The organism is Mesorhizobium sp. WSM3879, assembly GCF_002294915.1.
Lineage (GTDB): Bacteria > Pseudomonadota > Alphaproteobacteria > Rhizobiales > Rhizobiaceae > Mesorhizobium.
Map to the genome: position 1 here is coordinate 57,278 of NZ_NSFZ01000014.1, position 17,036 is coordinate 74,313.

The window sequence follows — 17,036 nt, forward strand, 5'->3', positions numbered from 1 at the left end:
ATGGGCTGGACGCTGGGCCGCTACTTCTTCTTCCGCTACGTGTCGATCACCATCTGGTTCTTCCTCGGCCTTCTGGCGCTGGTGTTCCTGATCGATTTCACCGAACTTTCGGGGCGCACGACCGGACTGCCGGGCTTCACCTACGGCACCGCCTTCGCCATTTCGGCGCTCAGGATGCCGATGATCATGCTGCAGACGGTGCCTTTCGTCGGGCTGTTTTCGGCGATGGCGACGCTGGTCTCGCTCAACCGCCGCTACGAGCTTGTCATCGCGCGCTCGGCTGGGGTTTCGGCCTGGCAGTTCCTGTTCCCGTGCTGCGTCGGCGCGCTGATGTTCGGGCTGCTGTCGGTCGGCGTGCTCAACCCGATCGCCGCGCACGGCTTTTCCTGGTCGGAGCAGATGGAAAACCAGTTGCGCGCCGGCAAGTCGAACGCCGTCGCGGAGGACACGACGCCCTGGCTGAGGCAAAAGACCAACTCCGGCGACACCATCATCGGCGCCCGCGCCATCCTCAACCAAGGACTGGAGATGGCGGACGCGGTATTCTTCGTCCTCGACCAGCAGGGCAACATCGTCGAGCGCAAGGACGCCGCGCGCGCCTTCCTGCGCGACGGCTACTGGGAATTGCAGGACGTCAAGCTGTTCAAGGACGGCAACATCCGTGCCGAGACCTCCGACCGCGTGGCCACCAACCTCAAGCCGGAATTCGTGCAGGAACGCCTGGCGCGCCCGGAAACCATCCCGTTCTATGATCTGCCGGCAAAGATCGAGGTTGCCCGCTCCTTCGGCCTCAAGGCAAATGCCTTCGCCATGCAGTTTGATTCGCTGGTGGCGCTGCCGTTCCTCCTCGTCGCCATGACGCTGATTGCGGCAACAGTTTCAATGCGATTTGCGCGGATGGGGCAGTCGGCGACGATGATTCTGGGTGGCGTCCTGGCCGGCTTTCTGCTTTATGTCGTTTCGGTACTGGTCAAGGCATTCGGGGTCGCCGGATTCGTGCCTACAATGGTGGCTGCATGGGTTCCGGTTGTCGTGGCTATGTTCTTCGGGGTGACTTTTCTGCTATACAAGGAAGACGGCTAGTGAGGGAGGCTGGTTTGCGCAGCCATAGGCAGGCCGGCCTGGCACGCCTTTATGGGGCGACAGCCTTGGCATGTTTGTTCGCTTGCGTGGTACCGACGGTGCCGGCGCTGGCGCAGACCATCACGGCAAAGCCTGTTCCCTCCGGCACACAGATGCTGCTGGCCGCCGATACGCTCGTCTATGACAACGACAAGCACACGGTGACGGCCGTCGGCGGCGTGCAGATCGACTATGGCGGCAACAAGCTCGTCGCCCAGCGCGTGGTGTACAACCGCGACACCAAGCGCCTCGTCGCCAGCGGCGCCGTCGAGCTCATCAACAGCGACGGCACCAAGATCAATTCCGAGCACATCGACATCACCGACGATTTCGCCGACGGCTTCGTCAACGCGCTGCGCGTCGAGACGGTCGAGAAGGCCTATTTCGCCGCCGAAAGCGCCGAGCGCATGGGCGGCGTGCTGACGACATTCCACAACGGCATCTACACCGCTTGCGAGCCCTGCGAGGACAAGCCCGACTCGGCGCCGACATGGCGCGTCAAGGCGAGGAAGATCATCTGGAACGGCGAGAAGAAGACGGTTCGCTTTGAGAATGCGAATTTCGAGTTCTTCGGCTATCCGCTTGCCTATTTGCCAGCCTTCGAGATCGCCGACCCGACGGTCAAGCGCAAGAGCGGCTTCTTGATCCCCGGCATCGTCTACAACAACAACCTCGGCGTCGGGCTCAAAGTACCCTACTATTTCGCGCTCTCGCCGACCTATGACCTGACCGTCACCGGCAGCGGCTTCACCAAGCAGGGCTTCCTCGGCGAGGCCGAATGGCGTCAGCGCTTCAACAATGGCGAATACAGCCTGAAAATCGCCGGCATCAATCAGCAGGATCCGGACGCCTTCATCGGCACGGGCAATCGCTTTACCGTCGATTCGGGAGAGCCAAACGATCCCAACAAGTTCCGCGGCATGATGGGCACCAAGGGCCAGTTCGCCATCAACGAGCGCTGGAACTTCGGCTGGGACGTGCTGCTGCAGACCGACAAGAATTTTTCGCGCACCTATAACATCGACGGCTACAACGACCTCGTCCACCAGTCGTCGATCTATCTGACGGGCCTGAGCGACCGTAATTATTTCGACGTCAGGGCAATGCGGTTCGAGGTGCAGGAAGACACGCTGTCCAGCGACCCGACGGCGCGCTCCGCCAAGCAGCCCTGGGTGCTGCCGTCGTTCGACTACGCCTATATTCCCGACATGTCGGTGGCGGGCGGGCAGTTGTCGCTCAATGTCAATGCGCGGGTCATCAGCCGCGACCGGCTGGACGCGGTGCTGGCCGATCCGCTCGACCACAATTCCATCAACAACGTGCGCGGCCTCGAGGGCCAGTCCAGCCGGTTGACGGCGGAAGCCGAATGGAAGCGCACCTTCACCACCGATGACGGACTACAGCTGACGCCGTTGCTCGCCTTCCGTGGCGACGCCGGCTATGTGTCGACCACATCCGAATCGCTGGCGGCGGTCAACCAGATGGCGGCGAATCTCGGCGAGGATGTCGACATGCGCTCCTCGCTCGCCCGCTACATGGCCACGCTCGGCCTGGAGATGCGCTGGCCGCTCCTGTTCTCGATGTCGAACTCCAGTCATGTCCTGGAGCCGACAGCGCAGATCTTCGTGCGGCCGAACGAGCAATATGTCGGCGGGCTGGCCATTCCGAACGAGGACGCGCAGAGCTTCGTCTTCGACGCCACGACCTTGTTCGAACGCGACAAGTTCTCCGGCTACGATCGCATCGAAGGCGGCACGCGCGCCAATGTCGGCTTCCGCTACTCCGGCGCCTATGGAAACGGCTGGGGCACCAACGCCATCTTCGGCCAGTCCTACCAACTGGGCGGCGAGAACTCCTTCGACGCGCCGGACCTCGTCAATGTCGGCGCCTATTCGGGCCTGCAGACCGCAAAGTCCGACTATGTCGGCCTCATCGGCTTCAACAGCCCGAGCGGCTTCTCCGGCTCGCTCAGCGGCCGGTTCGACGAGCAGACATTCGAGGTCAGGCGCGCGGAGATCAAGGCGGCCTATTCCGGCCTGCCGGTTTCGCTCAGCGCCAAATATGCCTTCATCCAGGCGCAGCCGCTCTACGGCTTCGCCACGGACCGCCACGAGGTCACGCTCGGAGCCTCTACGCACCTGGCCGAGAGCTGGCGGGTCTTCGGCACCGGCACCTACGACCTGGAGACAAGCGTCCTGGTTAAGGACGGCGTCGGCTTCGCCTATAACGATTCCTGCTTCACCTATGTGATGACGTTCTCGCAGACGCGCGATACGGTCACCAAGGAGGTGTCGCAGAATATCGGCTTCAACCTGTCGTTCCGCACGCTCGGCGATTTCGGCTCGTCGACCAGCGGCGTCGACACGATCCAGTAAGCGGAGGCAGCGCCGGTCACGGCGTGCGCCGTCGCTGGCGTGAAGCTTGGTTTGGCGCGTGATCCTTCGAAAGTGGGGCCGATTCTCGGGGTCATGCGCCGGCGACATTGTTTCGCCGCATAGGACGGGCATGGGGTCGACCACGTAGCGCATGCGTTCGGAGGACGTGCGGCGCCGTCGTGGCGGATAGGAATTGGGAAGGTGAGATGAGGAAATACCTGTTTTCGGCAGGATTCGCGCTGCTGGTGGCGGCGACCTCGGTTTCGATCGCGGCAATGACGCCGCCGGCATTCGCCAGCCAGATCAAATATGTCGTCAACAACATACCGATCACCACCGGCGACATCGCCCATCGCGCCGCATTCTTCAAGCTGCAGCGCAAGAAAGGCGACGCGGCCAAGGAAATGATCGACCAGACGCTGCGGCTTGCCGAGGCCAAGCGGCTCGGCATCCGCATCACCGACCAGCAGGTCGACGCCGCCTATCAGCGTTTTGCCTCCAACAACAAGATGCCGCTCGCGAAGCTCGACGCCGTCATGGCGCAGTCGGGCGTCACCAAGGAGCATTTCAAGGAGTTCATCCGCGCGCAGATGGCCTGGAACCAGGCGCTTGGCGCGCGCTACCGCTCCGGCGAGGGTGGCTCGGTGACCGAGCAGGACGCGGTCCGCCGCATGCTCGACAAGGGCGGCTCCAAGCCGAGCGCCACGGAATATATGCTGCAGCAGGTCATCTTCGTGGTGCCCGCTTCCGAGCGCTCGGCTACGCTTGCCAAGCGCAAGCGCGAGGCCGACGCCATGCGTGCCCGCTTCAACGGCTGCAACACCACGCGCGAATTCGCCAAGGGGCTGATCGACGTCACGGTGCGCGATCTCGGCCGCGTGCTGGCGCCGCAATTGCCGTCGGACTGGGCCGAACAGATCAAGGCGACCAAGGTCGGAGGGGCGACGCCGACGCGCGAGACCGAACGCGGCGTCGAGTTCATCGGTATCTGTTCCTCGCGCGAGGTTTCCGATGACAAGGCCGCCCAGATGGTGTTCCAGGCCGAAGGCGGCAGCAACGACAAGGACGCCGACGAGCTCAGCAAGAAATATGTCGAGGAACTGCGCAAGAAGGCCACCATCGTCGAGCGATAGGCCGTTTCGGCGCATGACAGAACAAGGCTCGAGCCACCCGCCCTGCTTCGAAGCAGGCATGGCGCCCCACGTGACGCCATGAGCGCAAGTAGGACCGACGCGCCGCTGGCGCTCAGCGTCGGCGATCCATCCGGCATCGGGCCCGAGATCGCCATCACCGCCTGGCAGGCGGGCGACAGCGCCGGCGTGCCGCCCTTCTACCTGCTCGCCGATCCTGCACTGATCAAGGCGCGGGCGCGTCAGATCGGGGCCAACGTGGCGATCATGGAGACCTTGCCGGGGCAAGCGGCGCATCACTTTCCCCGCGCACTGCCCGTCGTCCCACTCTACGCCCGGCATCTGGACAGTCTCGGAAAGCCGAATTCGGCCAATGCCGCGGGCACCATCGAAGCGATCGACCGCGCCGTCGCCGACTGCCTCGCCGGCCGCGCCGCCGCGGTGGTCACCTGCCCCATCGCCAAGAAGCCGCTCTACGACGCCGGCTTTCGCTTTCCCGGCCACACCGAATACCTGGCGCATCTGGCTTCGCGCCACACCGGCGCCGAGGTGACGCCGGTGATGCTGCTTGCCGGGCCCGAATTGCGCACGGTTCCGGTCACCATCCACATCGCGCTTGCCGAGGTGCCGAAGGTTCTGACGAGCGAGCTGATCGTGGCCACAGGACGCATCACCGCGGCCGACCTCGAGAGCCGCTTCGGCATCCCGCGGCCCAGGCTCGCCATCGCCGGGCTCAATCCGCATGCCGGCGAAAGCGGCGCGATGGGCGCGGAGGATCTGTCGATCGTCCTGCCTGCCGTCGAGGCGCTTCAGGCCGAGGGCATCGACGCCGTCGGGCCGCTGCCGGCCGACACGATGTTCCATGCGCAGGCACGCGCCGGCTATGACGCAGCCCTTTGCATGTATCACGACCAGGCGCTGATCCCGGCCAAGACGCTGGCCTTCGACGAGGCCGTCAATGTGACGCTCGGCCTGCCCTTCATCCGCACCTCGCCGGACCACGGCACGGCGTTCGACATCGCCGGCAAGGGCATTGCACGCGCCGACAGCCTGATCGCGGCGCTCAGGCTGGCGCGCCGCCTCGCCGACAGCGGCCGCCGGACTGCGGCGACATGAGGCTCGATTTGAGCGGGGGGCGCATGACCATCGACGGATTGCCGCCGCTGCGCGAGGTGATCGAGCGCCACGGTTTGCAGGCGAAGAAGGCGCTCGGCCAGAATTTCCTGCTCGACCTCAATCTGACCAGCAAGATCGCGCGCGCGGCCGGCGACCTCAGCGAGACGACCGTGATCGAGGTCGGGCCCGGCCCCGGCGGGCTGACCCGGGCGCTGCTCTTCAACGGCGCCAAACGCGTGATCGCCATCGAGCGCGACGAGCGCTGTCTGGAAGCGTTGGCGCAGGTGTCCGGCCATTATCCCGGCCGGCTCGAGGTCATTCCCGGCGATGCGCTGAAGACGGATTTTGCCGCGCTTGCCGGCACGACGGACGGCGGCCCGGTGAAGATCGCCGCCAACCTGCCCTACAACATCGGCACGGAGCTTCTGATCCGCTGGCTGACGACGGCAGACTGGCCGCCCTTCTATCAATCGATGACGCTGATGTTCCAGCGCGAGGTGGCCGAGCGCATCACCGCAAGCCCGGGCAGCGGCGCCTATGGCCGGCTCGGCGTGCTTGCCGGCTGGCGCACCGAGGCAAAGATCGCCTTCGACGTGCCCCCGCAAGCTTTCACTCCGCCGCCGAAGGTCACGTCCTCGGTGGTGCATCTGGTGCCGCGTCCATCTCCCCTGCCCACCGACGGCAAGAGGCTGGGCCGCATCACCGAAGCCGCCTTCGGCCAGCGCCGCAAGATGCTGCGGCAAAGCGTGAAGAGCCTGGGCGGAGAGGCCCTGCTCACCCGCGCCGGCATCGACCCGACGCGCCGGGCCGAGACGCTGAGTGTGGAAGAGTTCGTAAGGTTGACGAACGCGCTGTAGCCCGCCGGCCTCCTTCTCCCCTTGTGGGAGAAGGGGAGGCACTGCCTCTCACTCCGTCTTCTCGTCCAGCAAGCCCGAGATGAAATCGAACAGGCCCGGCCGACGGTCGCGGCGCAGGCGCTCGGCTGTAACGATTGCACGCACCTCGGCGAAGGCGCGGTCGAGATCGTCGTTGACGATGACGAAGTCATATTCCTTCCAGTGCTCGATCTCGACGCGGGCATTCTTCAGCCTGGTCTCGATGACCTGCTCCTGGTCCTCGGCGCGGCGCTTCAGGCGCGCCTTCAACTCCTTCATCGAAGGCGGCAGGATGAAGATCGAGACGATGTCGGCGCGCATCTTCTCCTTGAGCTGCTGGGCGCCCTGCCAGTCGATGTCGAACAGCATGTCGCGGCCTTCGGCAAGCGCTGCCTCGGCCGGCTCGCGCGGCGTCGCATAGAAATTGCCGTGCACCTCGGCCCATTCGAGCAGCGCGTCGGAATCGCGCAACCGTTCGAACTCGCGCATGGTGCGGAAAAGATAGTGGACGCCTTCGATCTCCGAGCCGCGGCGCGGCCTGGTGGTGACGGAGACCGACAGCTCCAGGCTCGAATCGCTTTCCAGAAGATTGCGCGCGATCGTCGACTTGCCGGCGCCCGACGGCGACGACAGCACCAGCATCAGCCCGCGGCGGCGGATGCGGGACCCCAGATCCCTGGCGGCCGTAGGCTCCTTGGCAACCATCCCCGTCACTCCAGATTCTGAACCTGCTCGCGAAACTGGTCGACCACCGCCTTGAGCTCCAGCCCGATCGCGGTGACCGCGGCGGCATTCGACTTGGAACACAAGGTATTCGATTCGCGATTGAATTCCTGCGCCAGAAAATCGAGCTTGCGGCCGACGGCGCCGCCGCTGGAAAGCAGCGTGCGGCCTGATGCGACATGCGTCTTCAGCCGGTCGATCTCCTCGCGGATATCGGCCTTGGTGGCGAGGAAGGCCGCTTCCTGATGCAGACGGACCGCGTCGAGATTGGCCGACGCATCCATCAGCAGGCGGACCTGTTCGGTGATGCGCTCGCGGATCGCCGCCGGCTCGCGCGACGGGTCGGCCTCGGCCTTCAGCGTCAGCGCCTCGATGGCGTCGATATGGCCGGACAACAACTTGCGCAGCGCGGCACCTTCGCTCTGCCTTGCCTGCTCCAATCCGGCCAGCGCCATGTCCAGCGCCGACAGGATCGTCGCGTCGAGGGCGGCGCGCTCCTCCTCGGTCTCGACCGTCTCAAGGATGTCGAGCACGCCGCGCAGCGCCAGCAGACCGTCAGCCGTCGCCGGCGCGGTGCCGAACTGCTCCTGGAGGCGCTTGGCCAGTCCCGCCAGGTCCTTCAGGAACGCCTCGTTGACCACCGGCTGCGCCTGCTGGGCGGCGGCGCGCGCGACAGTCAGCGTTGCCTGGAAATTGCCGCGCGCGAAGCGCTTCTGCACGGTCTGCCTTACAGCGGGCTCCAGCCGGTCGAAACCCTGCGGCAGCCTCAGCCTGACCTCGACGCTCTTGCCGTTGACCGATTTGACTTCCCAGGCGATCGACGTGCCGTCGAGCTCAGCGACGGCTCGCGCGAAACCGGTCATGCTCTGCACGTTCATGATGCGTGTCACCCCTTGACGCAGGCCCGGCGCGATTGCCCGAGCATGCGCCCCTAGCAAGACGCCGGACCTCTGGCCAGCGTCGGATGTCCCCTCAAAACATGAATACGGCCCGGCGTCAAAGGAGGCGGGCCAGATCCGGCAATCACCGCGGCCTACTGGGCCGCGTCGCCATTTTCGCCGCTGGCGCCTGCACTGGCACCGTCGTCGGGAGTGGCCGGCGCCGTCGTCTGGCCGGAGGCCTTGGCCGCCGCATCGGCCTGCTTCTTCTGTACCGCCCGATAGCGGGCGACGTTCTGGTTGTGCTCTTCCAACGTCGCGGCAAAGACATGGCCGCCATTGCCGTCGGCGACGAAATAAAGGTCGTCGGTCTTCGACGGATTGGCCACCGCCTCGAGTGCGGCGCGGCCCGGATTGGCGATCGGCGTCGGCGGCAGGCCCTTGATCAGATAGGTGTTATACGGCGTCTGCTTCTCGATGTCGGACTGATAGATCGGCCTGTCGGCCGGTTTGCCCTTGCCGCCGAACAGGCCGTAGATGATGGTCGGATCCGACTGCAGCCGCATGCCCTTGGCGAGCCGGTTGAGGAAGACCGCGGCCACGCGCGAGCGCTCGTCGCCCCTGCCCGTCTCCTTCTCGACGATCGAGGCCAGGATGACGAAGTCCTCCATATTGGCGATCGGCAGGTCGGGCGCGCGATGCGCCCAGACGTCCTCGACCAGCTTCTTTTGGTCGGCGACCAGCTTTTCGACCATCTGCTGCCGGGTGGCGCCGCGCGTGAAGCGCAGCGTGTCGGTCGCGATGCTGCCCTCGGGCGGCATGGCCGCCGGCATGTCGCCGGTCAGCGCCTCCTGCTCGGCCACGCGCTGCAGCGCCTGCTCAACGGTCAGCCCCTCGGGGATGGTCAGCGAATACATCACCGACTTGCCGCTCTTGAACAGCTCCATGATGTCGCGCATCGAGGCGCGCGGCTTGATGGCGTATTCGCCGGCCTTCAGCGCGGAATCGTTGCCGGTGGCACGCACCCCCAGCCTGAAGATGCGCGCATCGCTGACCAGGCCGCGCCGCTCCAGCTGGTCGGCGATCTCCTGAACGCCGGTGTTCGGCTTGACCATGAAGGTGTCGCCATTGGCCGACGGACCCGGCTCAATGAAGGCCTGCATGCCGAAATAGAGTGCGGCACCCGAGGCAAGCACGACCAGGATGACCAACGAAAGGAAGAAATTCAGGAATACGACGACCTGGCTGCGCGACGCGCGCGAGCGTTTCGACGGCGGCGGCGTGCCAGCCTCGGGGCGCAGCGCCTCGGCGGCTGTCTTGGGCACGATCGGTCCTTGCGCCTGACGCTGTCCGAATTCTCCACCGCCGCCCGGATTTGTATTCATGGCGCCCTACCGTCTGATCTTGCAACGAATCCCCTAGCCGAAGTGTAGGGGCAAATTTGGCAAAAATGACGGCAGGCGGCGGACCTGCCGGTATGCTGAATGTTCAGCCATCGTAACGTTGGAAGACGAGCGAGGCGTTGGTGCCGCCGAAGCCGAAGGAGTTCGACAGCGCCACATCGATCTGGCGCTGGCGCGGCTTGTTCGGCACGAGATCGATCGCCGTCTCGCGTTCCGGATTGTCGAGGTTGATGGTGGCGGGGGCAATGTTGTCGCGGATGGCGAGGATCGAGAAGATCGCTTCCGCGGCGCCCGCAGCGCCCAGCAGATGACCGATCGACGACTTGGTGGACGACATCGAGATCTTGGAAGCGGCATTGCCGACCAGCCGCTCCACGGCACCGAGCTCGATCGTGTCGGCCATGGTCGAGGTGCCGTGCGCATTGATGTAGTCGATGTCGGCGGGCGAGAGCTTCGCCCGATTCAGCGCCGCCGTCATGCAGCGGAAGGCGCCGTCGCCGTCCTCGGCCGGGGCGGTGATGTGATAGGCATCGCCGGTCAGGCCGTAGCCGGTGACCTCGGCATAGATCTTGGCGCCGCGCGCCTTGGCGTGCTCGAGCTCCTCCAGGACGACGACGCCGGCGCCCTCGCCCATGACGAAGCCGTCGCGGTCGCGGTCATAGGGGCGCGAAGCGATCTCGGGCGCATCGTTGCGCTCGGTGGAGAGCGCGCGGCACGCGGCGAAACCTGCCATCGAAAGCCGGGTGATCGGCGCTTCGGCGCCGCCGGCCACCATGACGTCGGCATCGCCCCAGATGATCAGACGCGCGGCATCGCCGATGGCGTGCGCGCCCGTCGAACAGGCGGTGACGACAGCATGGTTCGGGCCTTTCAGCCCGTGCCGGATGGAAACCTGGCCGGAGACCAGGTTGATGATCTGTCCGGGGATGAAGAACGGGCTGATGCGGCGCGGGCCGCGCTCCTTCAGGATCATCGCGTTCTCGGCGATGCCGTCGATGCCGCCGATGCCCGAACCGATCAGCACGCCGGTGGCGCACTGGTCCTCATGTGTCTCGGGCTTCCAGCCGGAATCGGCCAGCGCCTCGTCGGCCGCCGCGATGCCGTAGAGGATGAAGTCGCCGATCTTGCGCAGTTCCTTCGGCTCGAGCACGGCCTCGGGATTGAAGGTGCCGTTCGAGCCGTCGCCGCGCGGAATGACGTGGGCGATCTTGCAGGCAAGGTCGTCCACCTCGAATTCGGTGATGCGGCAGGCGGCGCTGCGGCCGGAAAGCAGTTCCTTCCAGCTGTGCTCGACACCCATGCCGAACGGCGAAAGCAGGCCAAGGCCCGTGACGACGACTCGCCTCATCGCAGGTCCTCCCCGGCGATACCCGCGGAAAGCCTCAGGCCGAGGCCTTATCGATATACTTCACGGCATCGCCGACAGTCAGGATGGTCTCGGCGGCGTCGTCTGGAATCTCGACGCCGAACTCTTCTTCGAACGCCATCACGAGTTCGACCGTATCGAGGCTGTCCGCGCCCAGATCGTCGATGAAGCTCGCCTGCTCCGTCACTTTGTCGGCATCGACGCCGAGATGCTCGATGACGATCTTCTTGACGCGCTCTGCGGTGTCACTCATTTGGGGCCTCGTCTTACGTTGTGTTGTCTTCGTTAGCGGGCGGAATGCCGCTAATCAAGCTGAAAGATGGTCTTGTGGGAAACGCAACGCCACAGGACCGGTTTTTGCCCGAACCGCCGGGTTGCCGGCCGCATTACACGAAAAACAGCGGGCGTCCAAGCCGAAATGGCTGTTTTCACAGGCGCCCGGGGCTCGGTCGCCCAGGTGTGTGAGATTCAGCTCAAGCCGAGCCGAAAATGGCGGCTTTCGAGGGCCGGAGCGGAAGCGCAGGAAGCCGCCGTTTGCAGGCCGGCATCACCTGAATCTCAAATACCCTAGATCATCGCCATGCCGCCATTCACGTGGATGGTCTGGCCGGTGACATAAGCCGCCTCGTTGGACGCGAGATAGGCGACGGCCGAGGCAACCTCGGCGCTGGTGCCCATCCGCCGCGTCGGAATCGCCGCCATGATGGTTTCTTTCTGCTTGTCGTTGAGCTTGTCGGTCATGGCCGATTCGATGAAGCCCGGGGCGACGCAGTTGACGGTGATGTTGCGGGTGGCGATCTCCTGCGCTAGCGACTTGGAAAAGCCGATCATGCCGGCCTTGGAGGCGCAGTAATTGGTCTGGCCGGGATTGCCGGTGACGCCGACCACCGAGGTGATGTTGATGATGCGGCCATGGCGGCGGCGCATCATCGGATGGGTGAGTTCACGAGTGAGACGGAACACGGCGGTCAGGTTCACCTCGAGCACGGAATCCCAGTCGGCGTCCGACATGCGCACGAACAGGCCGTCCTTGGTGATGCCGGCATTGTTGACCAGGATGTCGACGCCTTCGAGATCGGCCTCCGCCTTCTGGCCGAGCGCCTTGACCGCGTCGCGGTTGGTCAGATCCGCCGGGAAGAGCTTTACGCGGTCGCCGAGCTCGCCGGCCAGCGTTTCCAGCTTCTCGACGCGGGTGCCGTGCAGGCCGACGATCGCGCCCTGGCTGTGCAGCACCCTGGCGATCGCCTCGCCGATGCCTCCCGATGCACCGGTGACGAGCGCCTTACGGCCGGTCAGTTCGAACATTGCTTCAACCTCATTCTTCCGGACGCCCCGCGAGCGACCCTCGTTCCGCATTTGTCATGTTGTCCAGGCCATATCAGAAGTTCTCGGCGCTCACGACCGATTCTTCACCAAGCCTGGATCCGCTCCAGCACTTCCGCAGCCCAGTAATAGTCCTCGAGATCTTCGAGTCCACGTTCAACGAAGTCACGCAGGTATTCGGCTTTGCTTCGATCAGTCATCGCCACGAGATCGTCGAGGCGATGCTCGACTTCGGGAGAAAGACGGATGGAAGTAGGAATGCCGCACCTGCCAGCAAGAGTTTCCCGTTTATCCTAAAGTTGCCAGCGCCGCCTCGACGTCCGCGGCCGTGCCGATGGCGCCGGTCGCGATATCGCGGTTGATGCGTCGCGCCAAGCCCGACAGCACCTTGCCGGCGCCAACCTCGTAGAGCGTCGCGACACCTTTGGCGCCGAACCATTCCACCGTCTCGCGCCAGCGCACGCGGGCGACGACCTGCTCGACCAAGCGGCGGGCAATCTCATCCGGGTCGCTGGTCGGCGTGACCGAAACATTTGAGACGATGGGAACCACCGGCGCGCTTTTCGCGACTCCGCCCAGCGCCTCGCGCATGATATCGGCGGCTGGCGTCATCAATGCCGAGTGAAAAGGTGCCGAGACCTGCAGCATCAGCGCCCGCTTGGCACCCCGTTCGGTGCACAGCTTCGCCGCCAGTTCGACGGCCGCCTTGGCGCCGGAAATCACCAGTTGGCCACCGCCATTGTCGTTGGCGATCTGACAGACCGAGCCTTGTGCCGCTTCGGCGCAGGCGGCTTCGACATCGGCCTGCTCCAGCCCGATGATGGCGGCCATGGCGCCCTCGCCCGCCGGCACCGCCGCCTGCATGGCGTTGCCGCGGGTGCGCAACAGCCGCGCGGCATCGGCCACCGAAACGAAGCCGGCTGCGGCAAGCGCCGAATATTCGCCAAGCGAATGGCCGGCGACATAAGCCACCTTGTCCTTCAACGAAAAACCGCGGGATTCCAGCGCCCTTACGGCCGCCAGCGACACCGCCATGAGCGCCGGCTGGGCATTGGCCGTCAGCGTCAGAGTTTCTTCCGGCCCCTCCCAGATCAGCTTCGACAGTTTCTCGCCGAGCGCCTCATCGACTTCCTCGAAGACATGGCGCGCTTCGGGAAAGGCATCGGCGAGGTCCTTGCCCATGTCGACGGCCTGGCTGCCCTGTCCCGGAAAGGTGAATGCGACGGCCATGTTAGCGTCTCCAGCAGCTGGTTTTTCCCTGCCTCTGGCGCAAGGCGGACGGCCAAGTCAAGCCCGCAAGCGCCAGTTCAGCGACTGTTCCAGCCGGGACAACGGCCGAGTTCCCTGTTCTGAAAGGCTTTTTGGCGATCACACCTGATGAAAACCGCTCACGAATCGTTTGCTGGCTCTTCTTATTTCCGCCACAGGCGCTAGCTTTGTGTGACATTTCGATGACAGTGGCGTGACGCGAGTGGAAGACGCGTGACATGGGCCGGGGAAGCAAAGTGGCTAGGATCAGGAAAGGCGCGGCCAAACCCGCGCCGCAATTTTTGGAAGACGATCCGTCCACCGGCTATCTGCCGGGGCGCAGATGGCCGATTGTCCGCTACGGCCTGGCGACGCTGCTTGCCTCCGCCCTTCTGGTCTTCGCCATCGAATGGATCGTGCGCGGCGACTTCTTCGGCACCGTCGACTTCTTCCTGCAGCCCTTCAAGCCCGGCTGGACCACCATCATCGTTTTTTCGCTGGTGCTGATCGGGCTCGACGCCATACTCGGCCGCAGCCATCAAAGCCTGATGATCGTCGCGCCGGTGACATTGGCATTGGCCTTTGTCGGTCACCAGAAATCGCACTATCTTGGCGATCCGCTCTACCCGACCGATTTCCTCTATGCCCGCCAGATCATGGCGCTGATGCCGCTTCTGGTGCGCGAGCGCCCCTGGACGGCAGTGCTGCTTGCGGCGGCGATCGTCGCCAGCCTCGCGCTGCTCGTCTATGGCTGGCGGCTCTGGCGCCGGCGTGTGCCGATCCTCAGCCGCAAGGGACGGCTGGCGCGCTTGACGCTTGCCGTGCCGCTGCTCGCCTTCTTCGTCTCGATCATGGACTACGCCACCTTCTCGTGGACGCGCGACAGGCTGCAGATCATCCCGATCATGTGGGACCAGAAGGAGAACTATGCCTCCAACGGCTTCGCGCTCGCCTTCGCGCTCAACGTGCCGATGGCGCATGTCTCGGCCCCGCCCGGCTATTCCGAGAAGACGATGGATGCGATCGCGCGTCCCGGGGTTGCCGCCTCGGTGCCCGACCAGAAGCCCGATATCATCGTGGTGATGAGCGAATCCTTCTGGGATCCGACGGAGCTTCCCGGCGTCAGCATCAAGCCCGATCCGATCCCGACGGTGCGCGCGCTGCGCTCGGGCTCGATGTTCTCGCCGGAATTCGGCGGCATGACCGCCAATATCGAGTTCGAGGCGCTGACCGGCTTCTCCAACGCCTTCCTGCCGGCGGGCTCGATTCCCTATCAGCAATATGTGCGCACGCCGACGCCGTCGCTGGCGACTTTCCTGAAGAGCGAAGGCTATAGGGCGCGCGCCATCCACCCGGGCACCAACTGGTTCTGGAACCGGGGCGCCGTCTACGCCGATTTCGGCTTCAGCGACTTCCGCTCGGAAGAGACGCTGCCGCCGATGGAAAAGCGCGGGCCGCTGGCCTCCGACGCGGCGATGACCGACGAGATCATGCGCGAGGCCGATGCCAGCGAAGAGCCGGTATTCCTGTTCGCGGTCAGCCTGCAGAACCACGGGCCCTACGAGCCCTACCGCTATTACAATCCGACCCATAGCGTCGACGCGCCGATCAGCACCTGGGCGCGGGAATCGCTGCTCTCCTATGCCGAAGGCTCGGCCGACGCCGATCGCGGCCTGCAGCGCCTGATCGACTGGGCGAAGAAGCGCGAGCGGCCGACCATCATCGCCTTCTTCGGCGACCACCTGCCGCCGCTCGGCCCGGTCTATGTCGAGACCGGCTTCCTCAAGGACAATGTCGCGCCGCGCAAGGAGCCGACGCCCGAGGCAGCGCTCGAGCATCACGACACGCCGCTGATCATCTGGTCGAACCGCTCCGGTCCGGTCGAGAATCTGGGCTCGGTGAGCCCCGCCTTCCTGCCCTATCATATCCTTACCACGGCCGGGATCACCCACCCTTATTACACCGGCTTCCTCGGCGCGCTGCGCGAGCACTACCGGGTGGTTGACCGCAACCTTTTGCTGTCGCCCTCCGGCGAGGCGACGCCCGACTGGGCGCGGCAGAAGAAGATCGATCCGAAGATCAACGATTTCCGGCTGATCCAGTACGACATGATGTTCGGCAAGCGCCGGGTCGCGCCCGACTTCTTCCCCGAGACGGTAGTCCCGCTCGTCGCGCATATGAGCTGAGTGGATCGCCTTCCGACGAAATGGCCGACCTGCGGCCGGCGGGTCAGCCAATTCCCACAAGCGCCGCCAGGCCTGCGACACTGCGGAGCCGCCGGCCCTCTCTCCCGCCCTTGCCTTCCTCACGAATTGCTGTATAGACGCCGGCAATCTGCCGGTCCTTGCTGGGGGCTGAACGGAGGGCCGTGGCCTTGGAGGGCCACGTCATGAAGCCAGAAGCGCTTTGGGCCTCCCGTGTCTCCGCTCTCGACCGTCTCGTGATGCTCCTTTCTTCCCCGCGCGCCTTTGCGACCGGGTCAGACAAGTTGCAGAGGCTTAGCCGCGAGGGCCGGTGAGAGAAACGAAGAAAGGCAGAAAAACATAATGGCTCTTTACGAACATGTGTTTCTTGCCCGGCAGGACCTGTCGCAGCAGCAGGTTGATGCGCTTGTCGAACAGTACAAGGGCGTCATCGCCGCCAATGGCGGATCGGTCGGCCGGATCGAGAACTGGGGACTGAAGTCCCTCACCTACCGGGTCAAGAAGAACCGGAAGGCTTACTACACGCTGATGGACATCAACTGCCCGCCGGCCGCGCTCAACGAAATGGAGCGCCAGATGGGCCTGTCGGAAGACGTGCTGCGCTTCCTCACCATCAAGGTCGAGGCGCATGAGGAAGGCCCCTCGGCGATGATGCAGAAGCGCGAAGAGCGCTCCGAGCGCGGCGGCTTCGGCGACCGCGACCGTGGCGACCGTGGCCCGCGTTCGTTCGGCGATCGCGACCGCGGCGACCGTGGCCCGCGTTCGTTCGGCGACCGTGATGGCGGCGACCGTGGTCCGCGCCGTCCGCGCGAAAACGTTGAAGGGGGTGCAGAATAATGGTCGACATCAACCAGATCCCGACCCGGCGCCCGTTCCATCGCCGCCGCAAGACCTGCCCGTTCTCCGGCGCCAACGCTCCGAAGATCGACTACAAGGACGTGCGTCTGCTGCAGCGCTACATTTCCGAGCGCGGCAAGATCGTGCCATCGCGCATCACCGCCGTCAGCCAGAAGAAGCAGCGTGAGCTCGCCAAGGCGATCAAGCGCGCCCGCTTCCTCGGCCTGCTGCCCTACGTGGTTCGCTAAGCTATTGATGCGGGCGGCTTGCCGCCCGCTTCGGCCCACGGCGACGGGCGCCGCGATGGGCAGGCTCAAATCCCGAGTTGAGGCCATAAACCTCTAACTGCCAAAACAGGCAGGACAGCGACACCGGCGAAGACGCCATTTGCTTCCTGACCTGTTCCCAAAGAATCCGCCGTCATCCGCGATGGCGC

Annotated in this window: 16 protein-coding genes; 8 read left to right on the forward strand and 8 right to left on the reverse strand. The window is 64.8% G+C overall.

The annotated features are described in order from the left end of the window. From lptG to rsmA, 5 genes are all read left to right on the forward strand, one after another. Nucleotides 1-1,083 (forward strand): LPS export ABC transporter permease LptG, encoded by a 1,083-nt coding sequence (lptG, locus tag CK218_RS25175; RefSeq protein WP_095779172.1) that lies wholly within the window; start codon nucleotides 1-3, stop codon nucleotides 1,081-1,083. Then, nucleotides 1,083-3,497 (forward strand): LPS-assembly protein LptD, encoded by a 2,415-nt coding sequence (locus CK218_RS25180; protein ID WP_179294599.1) that lies wholly within the window; start codon nucleotides 1,083-1,085, stop codon nucleotides 3,495-3,497. Before lptG ends, CK218_RS25180 begins: the two co-directional genes overlap by 1 nt. A 206-nt stretch (nucleotides 3,498-3,703) precedes the next feature. After that, on the forward strand, nucleotides 3,704-4,630 hold the full coding sequence (locus CK218_RS25185) for a peptidylprolyl isomerase (protein WP_066995711.1): 927 nt from the start codon (nucleotides 3,704-3,706) through the stop codon (nucleotides 4,628-4,630). Nucleotides 4,631-4,708: 78 nt separating this feature from the next. After that, a complete protein-coding gene (gene pdxA, locus CK218_RS25190) occupies nucleotides 4,709-5,743 on the forward strand; it encodes a 4-hydroxythreonine-4-phosphate dehydrogenase PdxA (protein ID WP_095829259.1) in 1,035 nt (344 codons plus the stop codon). 23 nt (nucleotides 5,744-5,766) lie between these two features. Further along, nucleotides 5,767-6,600 carry a 16S rRNA (adenine(1518)-N(6)/adenine(1519)-N(6))-dimethyltransferase RsmA gene (rsmA, locus tag CK218_RS25195; RefSeq protein WP_095829260.1) on the forward strand — a complete coding sequence of 278 codons (834 nt, stop codon included), beginning with the start codon at nucleotides 5,767-5,769 and terminating at the stop codon, nucleotides 6,598-6,600. Nucleotides 6,601-6,648: 48 nt separating this feature from the next. Here rsmA and gmk read toward each other — a convergent pair whose 3' ends face one another. The 8 genes from gmk to fabD form a co-directional block, all read right to left on the reverse strand. Continuing rightward, complete coding sequence (gene gmk / locus CK218_RS25200) at nucleotides 6,649-7,323, reverse strand: guanylate kinase (RefSeq protein ID WP_066995702.1); 675 nt, start codon at nucleotides 7,321-7,323, stop codon at nucleotides 6,649-6,651. Nucleotides 7,324-7,328: 5 nt separating this feature from the next. After that, a complete protein-coding gene (locus CK218_RS25205; protein WP_066995699.1) occupies nucleotides 7,329-8,219 on the reverse strand; it encodes a YicC/YloC family endoribonuclease in 891 nt (296 codons plus the stop codon). Nucleotides 8,220-8,374: 155 nt separating this feature from the next. Continuing rightward, entirely contained in the window at nucleotides 8,375-9,604 is a 1,230-nt protein-coding gene (gene mltG / locus CK218_RS25210) for an endolytic transglycosylase MltG (protein WP_067330283.1), read from the reverse strand. 103 nt (nucleotides 9,605-9,707) lie between these two features. After that, nucleotides 9,708-10,970: a beta-ketoacyl-ACP synthase II gene (gene fabF / locus CK218_RS25215; RefSeq protein WP_095779177.1), complete on the reverse strand. Its 1,263-nt coding sequence runs from the start codon at nucleotides 10,968-10,970 to the stop codon at nucleotides 9,708-9,710. A 34-nt stretch (nucleotides 10,971-11,004) separates the two neighbouring features. Next, nucleotides 11,005-11,241, reverse strand: a complete 237-nt coding sequence (locus CK218_RS25220) for an acyl carrier protein (protein ID WP_006203723.1) — start codon at nucleotides 11,239-11,241, stop codon at nucleotides 11,005-11,007. A gap of 314 nt (nucleotides 11,242-11,555) precedes the next feature. Next, entirely contained in the window at nucleotides 11,556-12,293 is a 738-nt protein-coding gene (gene fabG / locus CK218_RS25225; RefSeq protein ID WP_095779178.1) for a 3-oxoacyl-[acyl-carrier-protein] reductase, read from the reverse strand. Nucleotides 12,294-12,397: 104 nt separating this feature from the next. Beyond that, nucleotides 12,398-12,517 carry a hypothetical protein gene (locus CK218_RS31495; protein WP_278056440.1) on the reverse strand — a complete coding sequence of 40 codons (120 nt, stop codon included), beginning with the start codon at nucleotides 12,515-12,517 and terminating at the stop codon, nucleotides 12,398-12,400. An 82-nt stretch (nucleotides 12,518-12,599) separates the two neighbouring features. After that, the gene (gene fabD, locus CK218_RS25235) at nucleotides 12,600-13,541 is read right to left on the reverse strand and encodes an ACP S-malonyltransferase (RefSeq protein WP_095829261.1); all 942 of its coding nucleotides are present in this window, start codon (nucleotides 13,539-13,541) and stop codon (nucleotides 12,600-12,602) included. A 257-nt stretch (nucleotides 13,542-13,798) separates the two neighbouring features. Between fabD and CK218_RS25240 the strand changes: the two genes are divergently transcribed. The 3 genes from CK218_RS25240 (at nucleotide 13,799) to rpsR (ending at nucleotide 16,848) form a co-directional block, all read left to right on the forward strand. Further along, complete coding sequence (locus CK218_RS25240) at nucleotides 13,799-15,745, forward strand: LTA synthase family protein (protein WP_082980493.1); 1,947 nt, start codon at nucleotides 13,799-13,801, stop codon at nucleotides 15,743-15,745. Nucleotides 15,746-16,105: 360 nt separating this feature from the next. Beyond that, complete coding sequence (gene rpsF, locus CK218_RS25245; protein ID WP_066995640.1) at nucleotides 16,106-16,600, forward strand: 30S ribosomal protein S6; 495 nt, start codon at nucleotides 16,106-16,108, stop codon at nucleotides 16,598-16,600. After that, nucleotides 16,600-16,848 carry a 30S ribosomal protein S18 gene (rpsR, locus tag CK218_RS25250; RefSeq protein ID WP_006203718.1) on the forward strand — a complete coding sequence of 83 codons (249 nt, stop codon included), beginning with the start codon at nucleotides 16,600-16,602 and terminating at the stop codon, nucleotides 16,846-16,848. The genes rpsF and rpsR overlap by 1 nt, the downstream gene beginning before the upstream one ends. Nucleotides 16,849-17,036: the final 188 nt, after the last annotated feature.

Excerpts from the sequence above, each read along its gene's own strand:
- lptG (WP_095779172.1), top strand. The coding sequence starts at position 1 with ATGGGCTGGACGCTGGGCCGCTACTTCTTCTTCCGCTACGTGTCGATC.
- CK218_RS25185 (WP_066995711.1), top strand. The coding sequence starts at position 3,704 with ATGAGGAAATACCTGTTTTCGGCAGGATTCGCGCTGCTGGTGGCGGCG.
- pdxA (WP_095829259.1), top strand. The coding sequence starts at position 4,709 with ATGAGCGCAAGTAGGACCGACGCGCCGCTGGCGCTCAGCGTCGGCGAT.
- rsmA (WP_095829260.1), top strand. The coding sequence starts at position 5,767 with ATGACCATCGACGGATTGCCGCCGCTGCGCGAGGTGATCGAGCGCCAC.
- gmk (WP_066995702.1), bottom strand. The coding sequence starts at position 7,323 with ATGGTTGCCAAGGAGCCTACGGCCGCCAGGGATCTGGGGTCCCGCATC.
- CK218_RS25205 (WP_066995699.1), bottom strand. The coding sequence starts at position 8,219 with ATGAACGTGCAGAGCATGACCGGTTTCGCGCGAGCCGTCGCTGAGCTC.
- mltG (WP_067330283.1), bottom strand. The coding sequence starts at position 9,604 with ATGAATACAAATCCGGGCGGCGGTGGAGAATTCGGACAGCGTCAGGCG.
- fabF (WP_095779177.1), bottom strand. The coding sequence starts at position 10,970 with ATGAGGCGAGTCGTCGTCACGGGCCTTGGCCTGCTTTCGCCGTTCGGC.
- CK218_RS25220 (WP_006203723.1), bottom strand. The coding sequence starts at position 11,241 with ATGAGTGACACCGCAGAGCGCGTCAAGAAGATCGTCATCGAGCATCTC.
- fabG (WP_095779178.1), bottom strand. The coding sequence starts at position 12,293 with ATGTTCGAACTGACCGGCCGTAAGGCGCTCGTCACCGGTGCATCGGGA.
- fabD (WP_095829261.1), bottom strand. The coding sequence starts at position 13,541 with ATGGCCGTCGCATTCACCTTTCCGGGACAGGGCAGCCAGGCCGTCGAC.
- CK218_RS25240 (WP_082980493.1), top strand. The coding sequence starts at position 13,799 with ATGGGCCGGGGAAGCAAAGTGGCTAGGATCAGGAAAGGCGCGGCCAAA.
- rpsF (WP_066995640.1), top strand. The coding sequence starts at position 16,106 with ATGGCTCTTTACGAACATGTGTTTCTTGCCCGGCAGGACCTGTCGCAG.
- rpsR (WP_006203718.1), top strand. The coding sequence starts at position 16,600 with ATGGTCGACATCAACCAGATCCCGACCCGGCGCCCGTTCCATCGCCGC.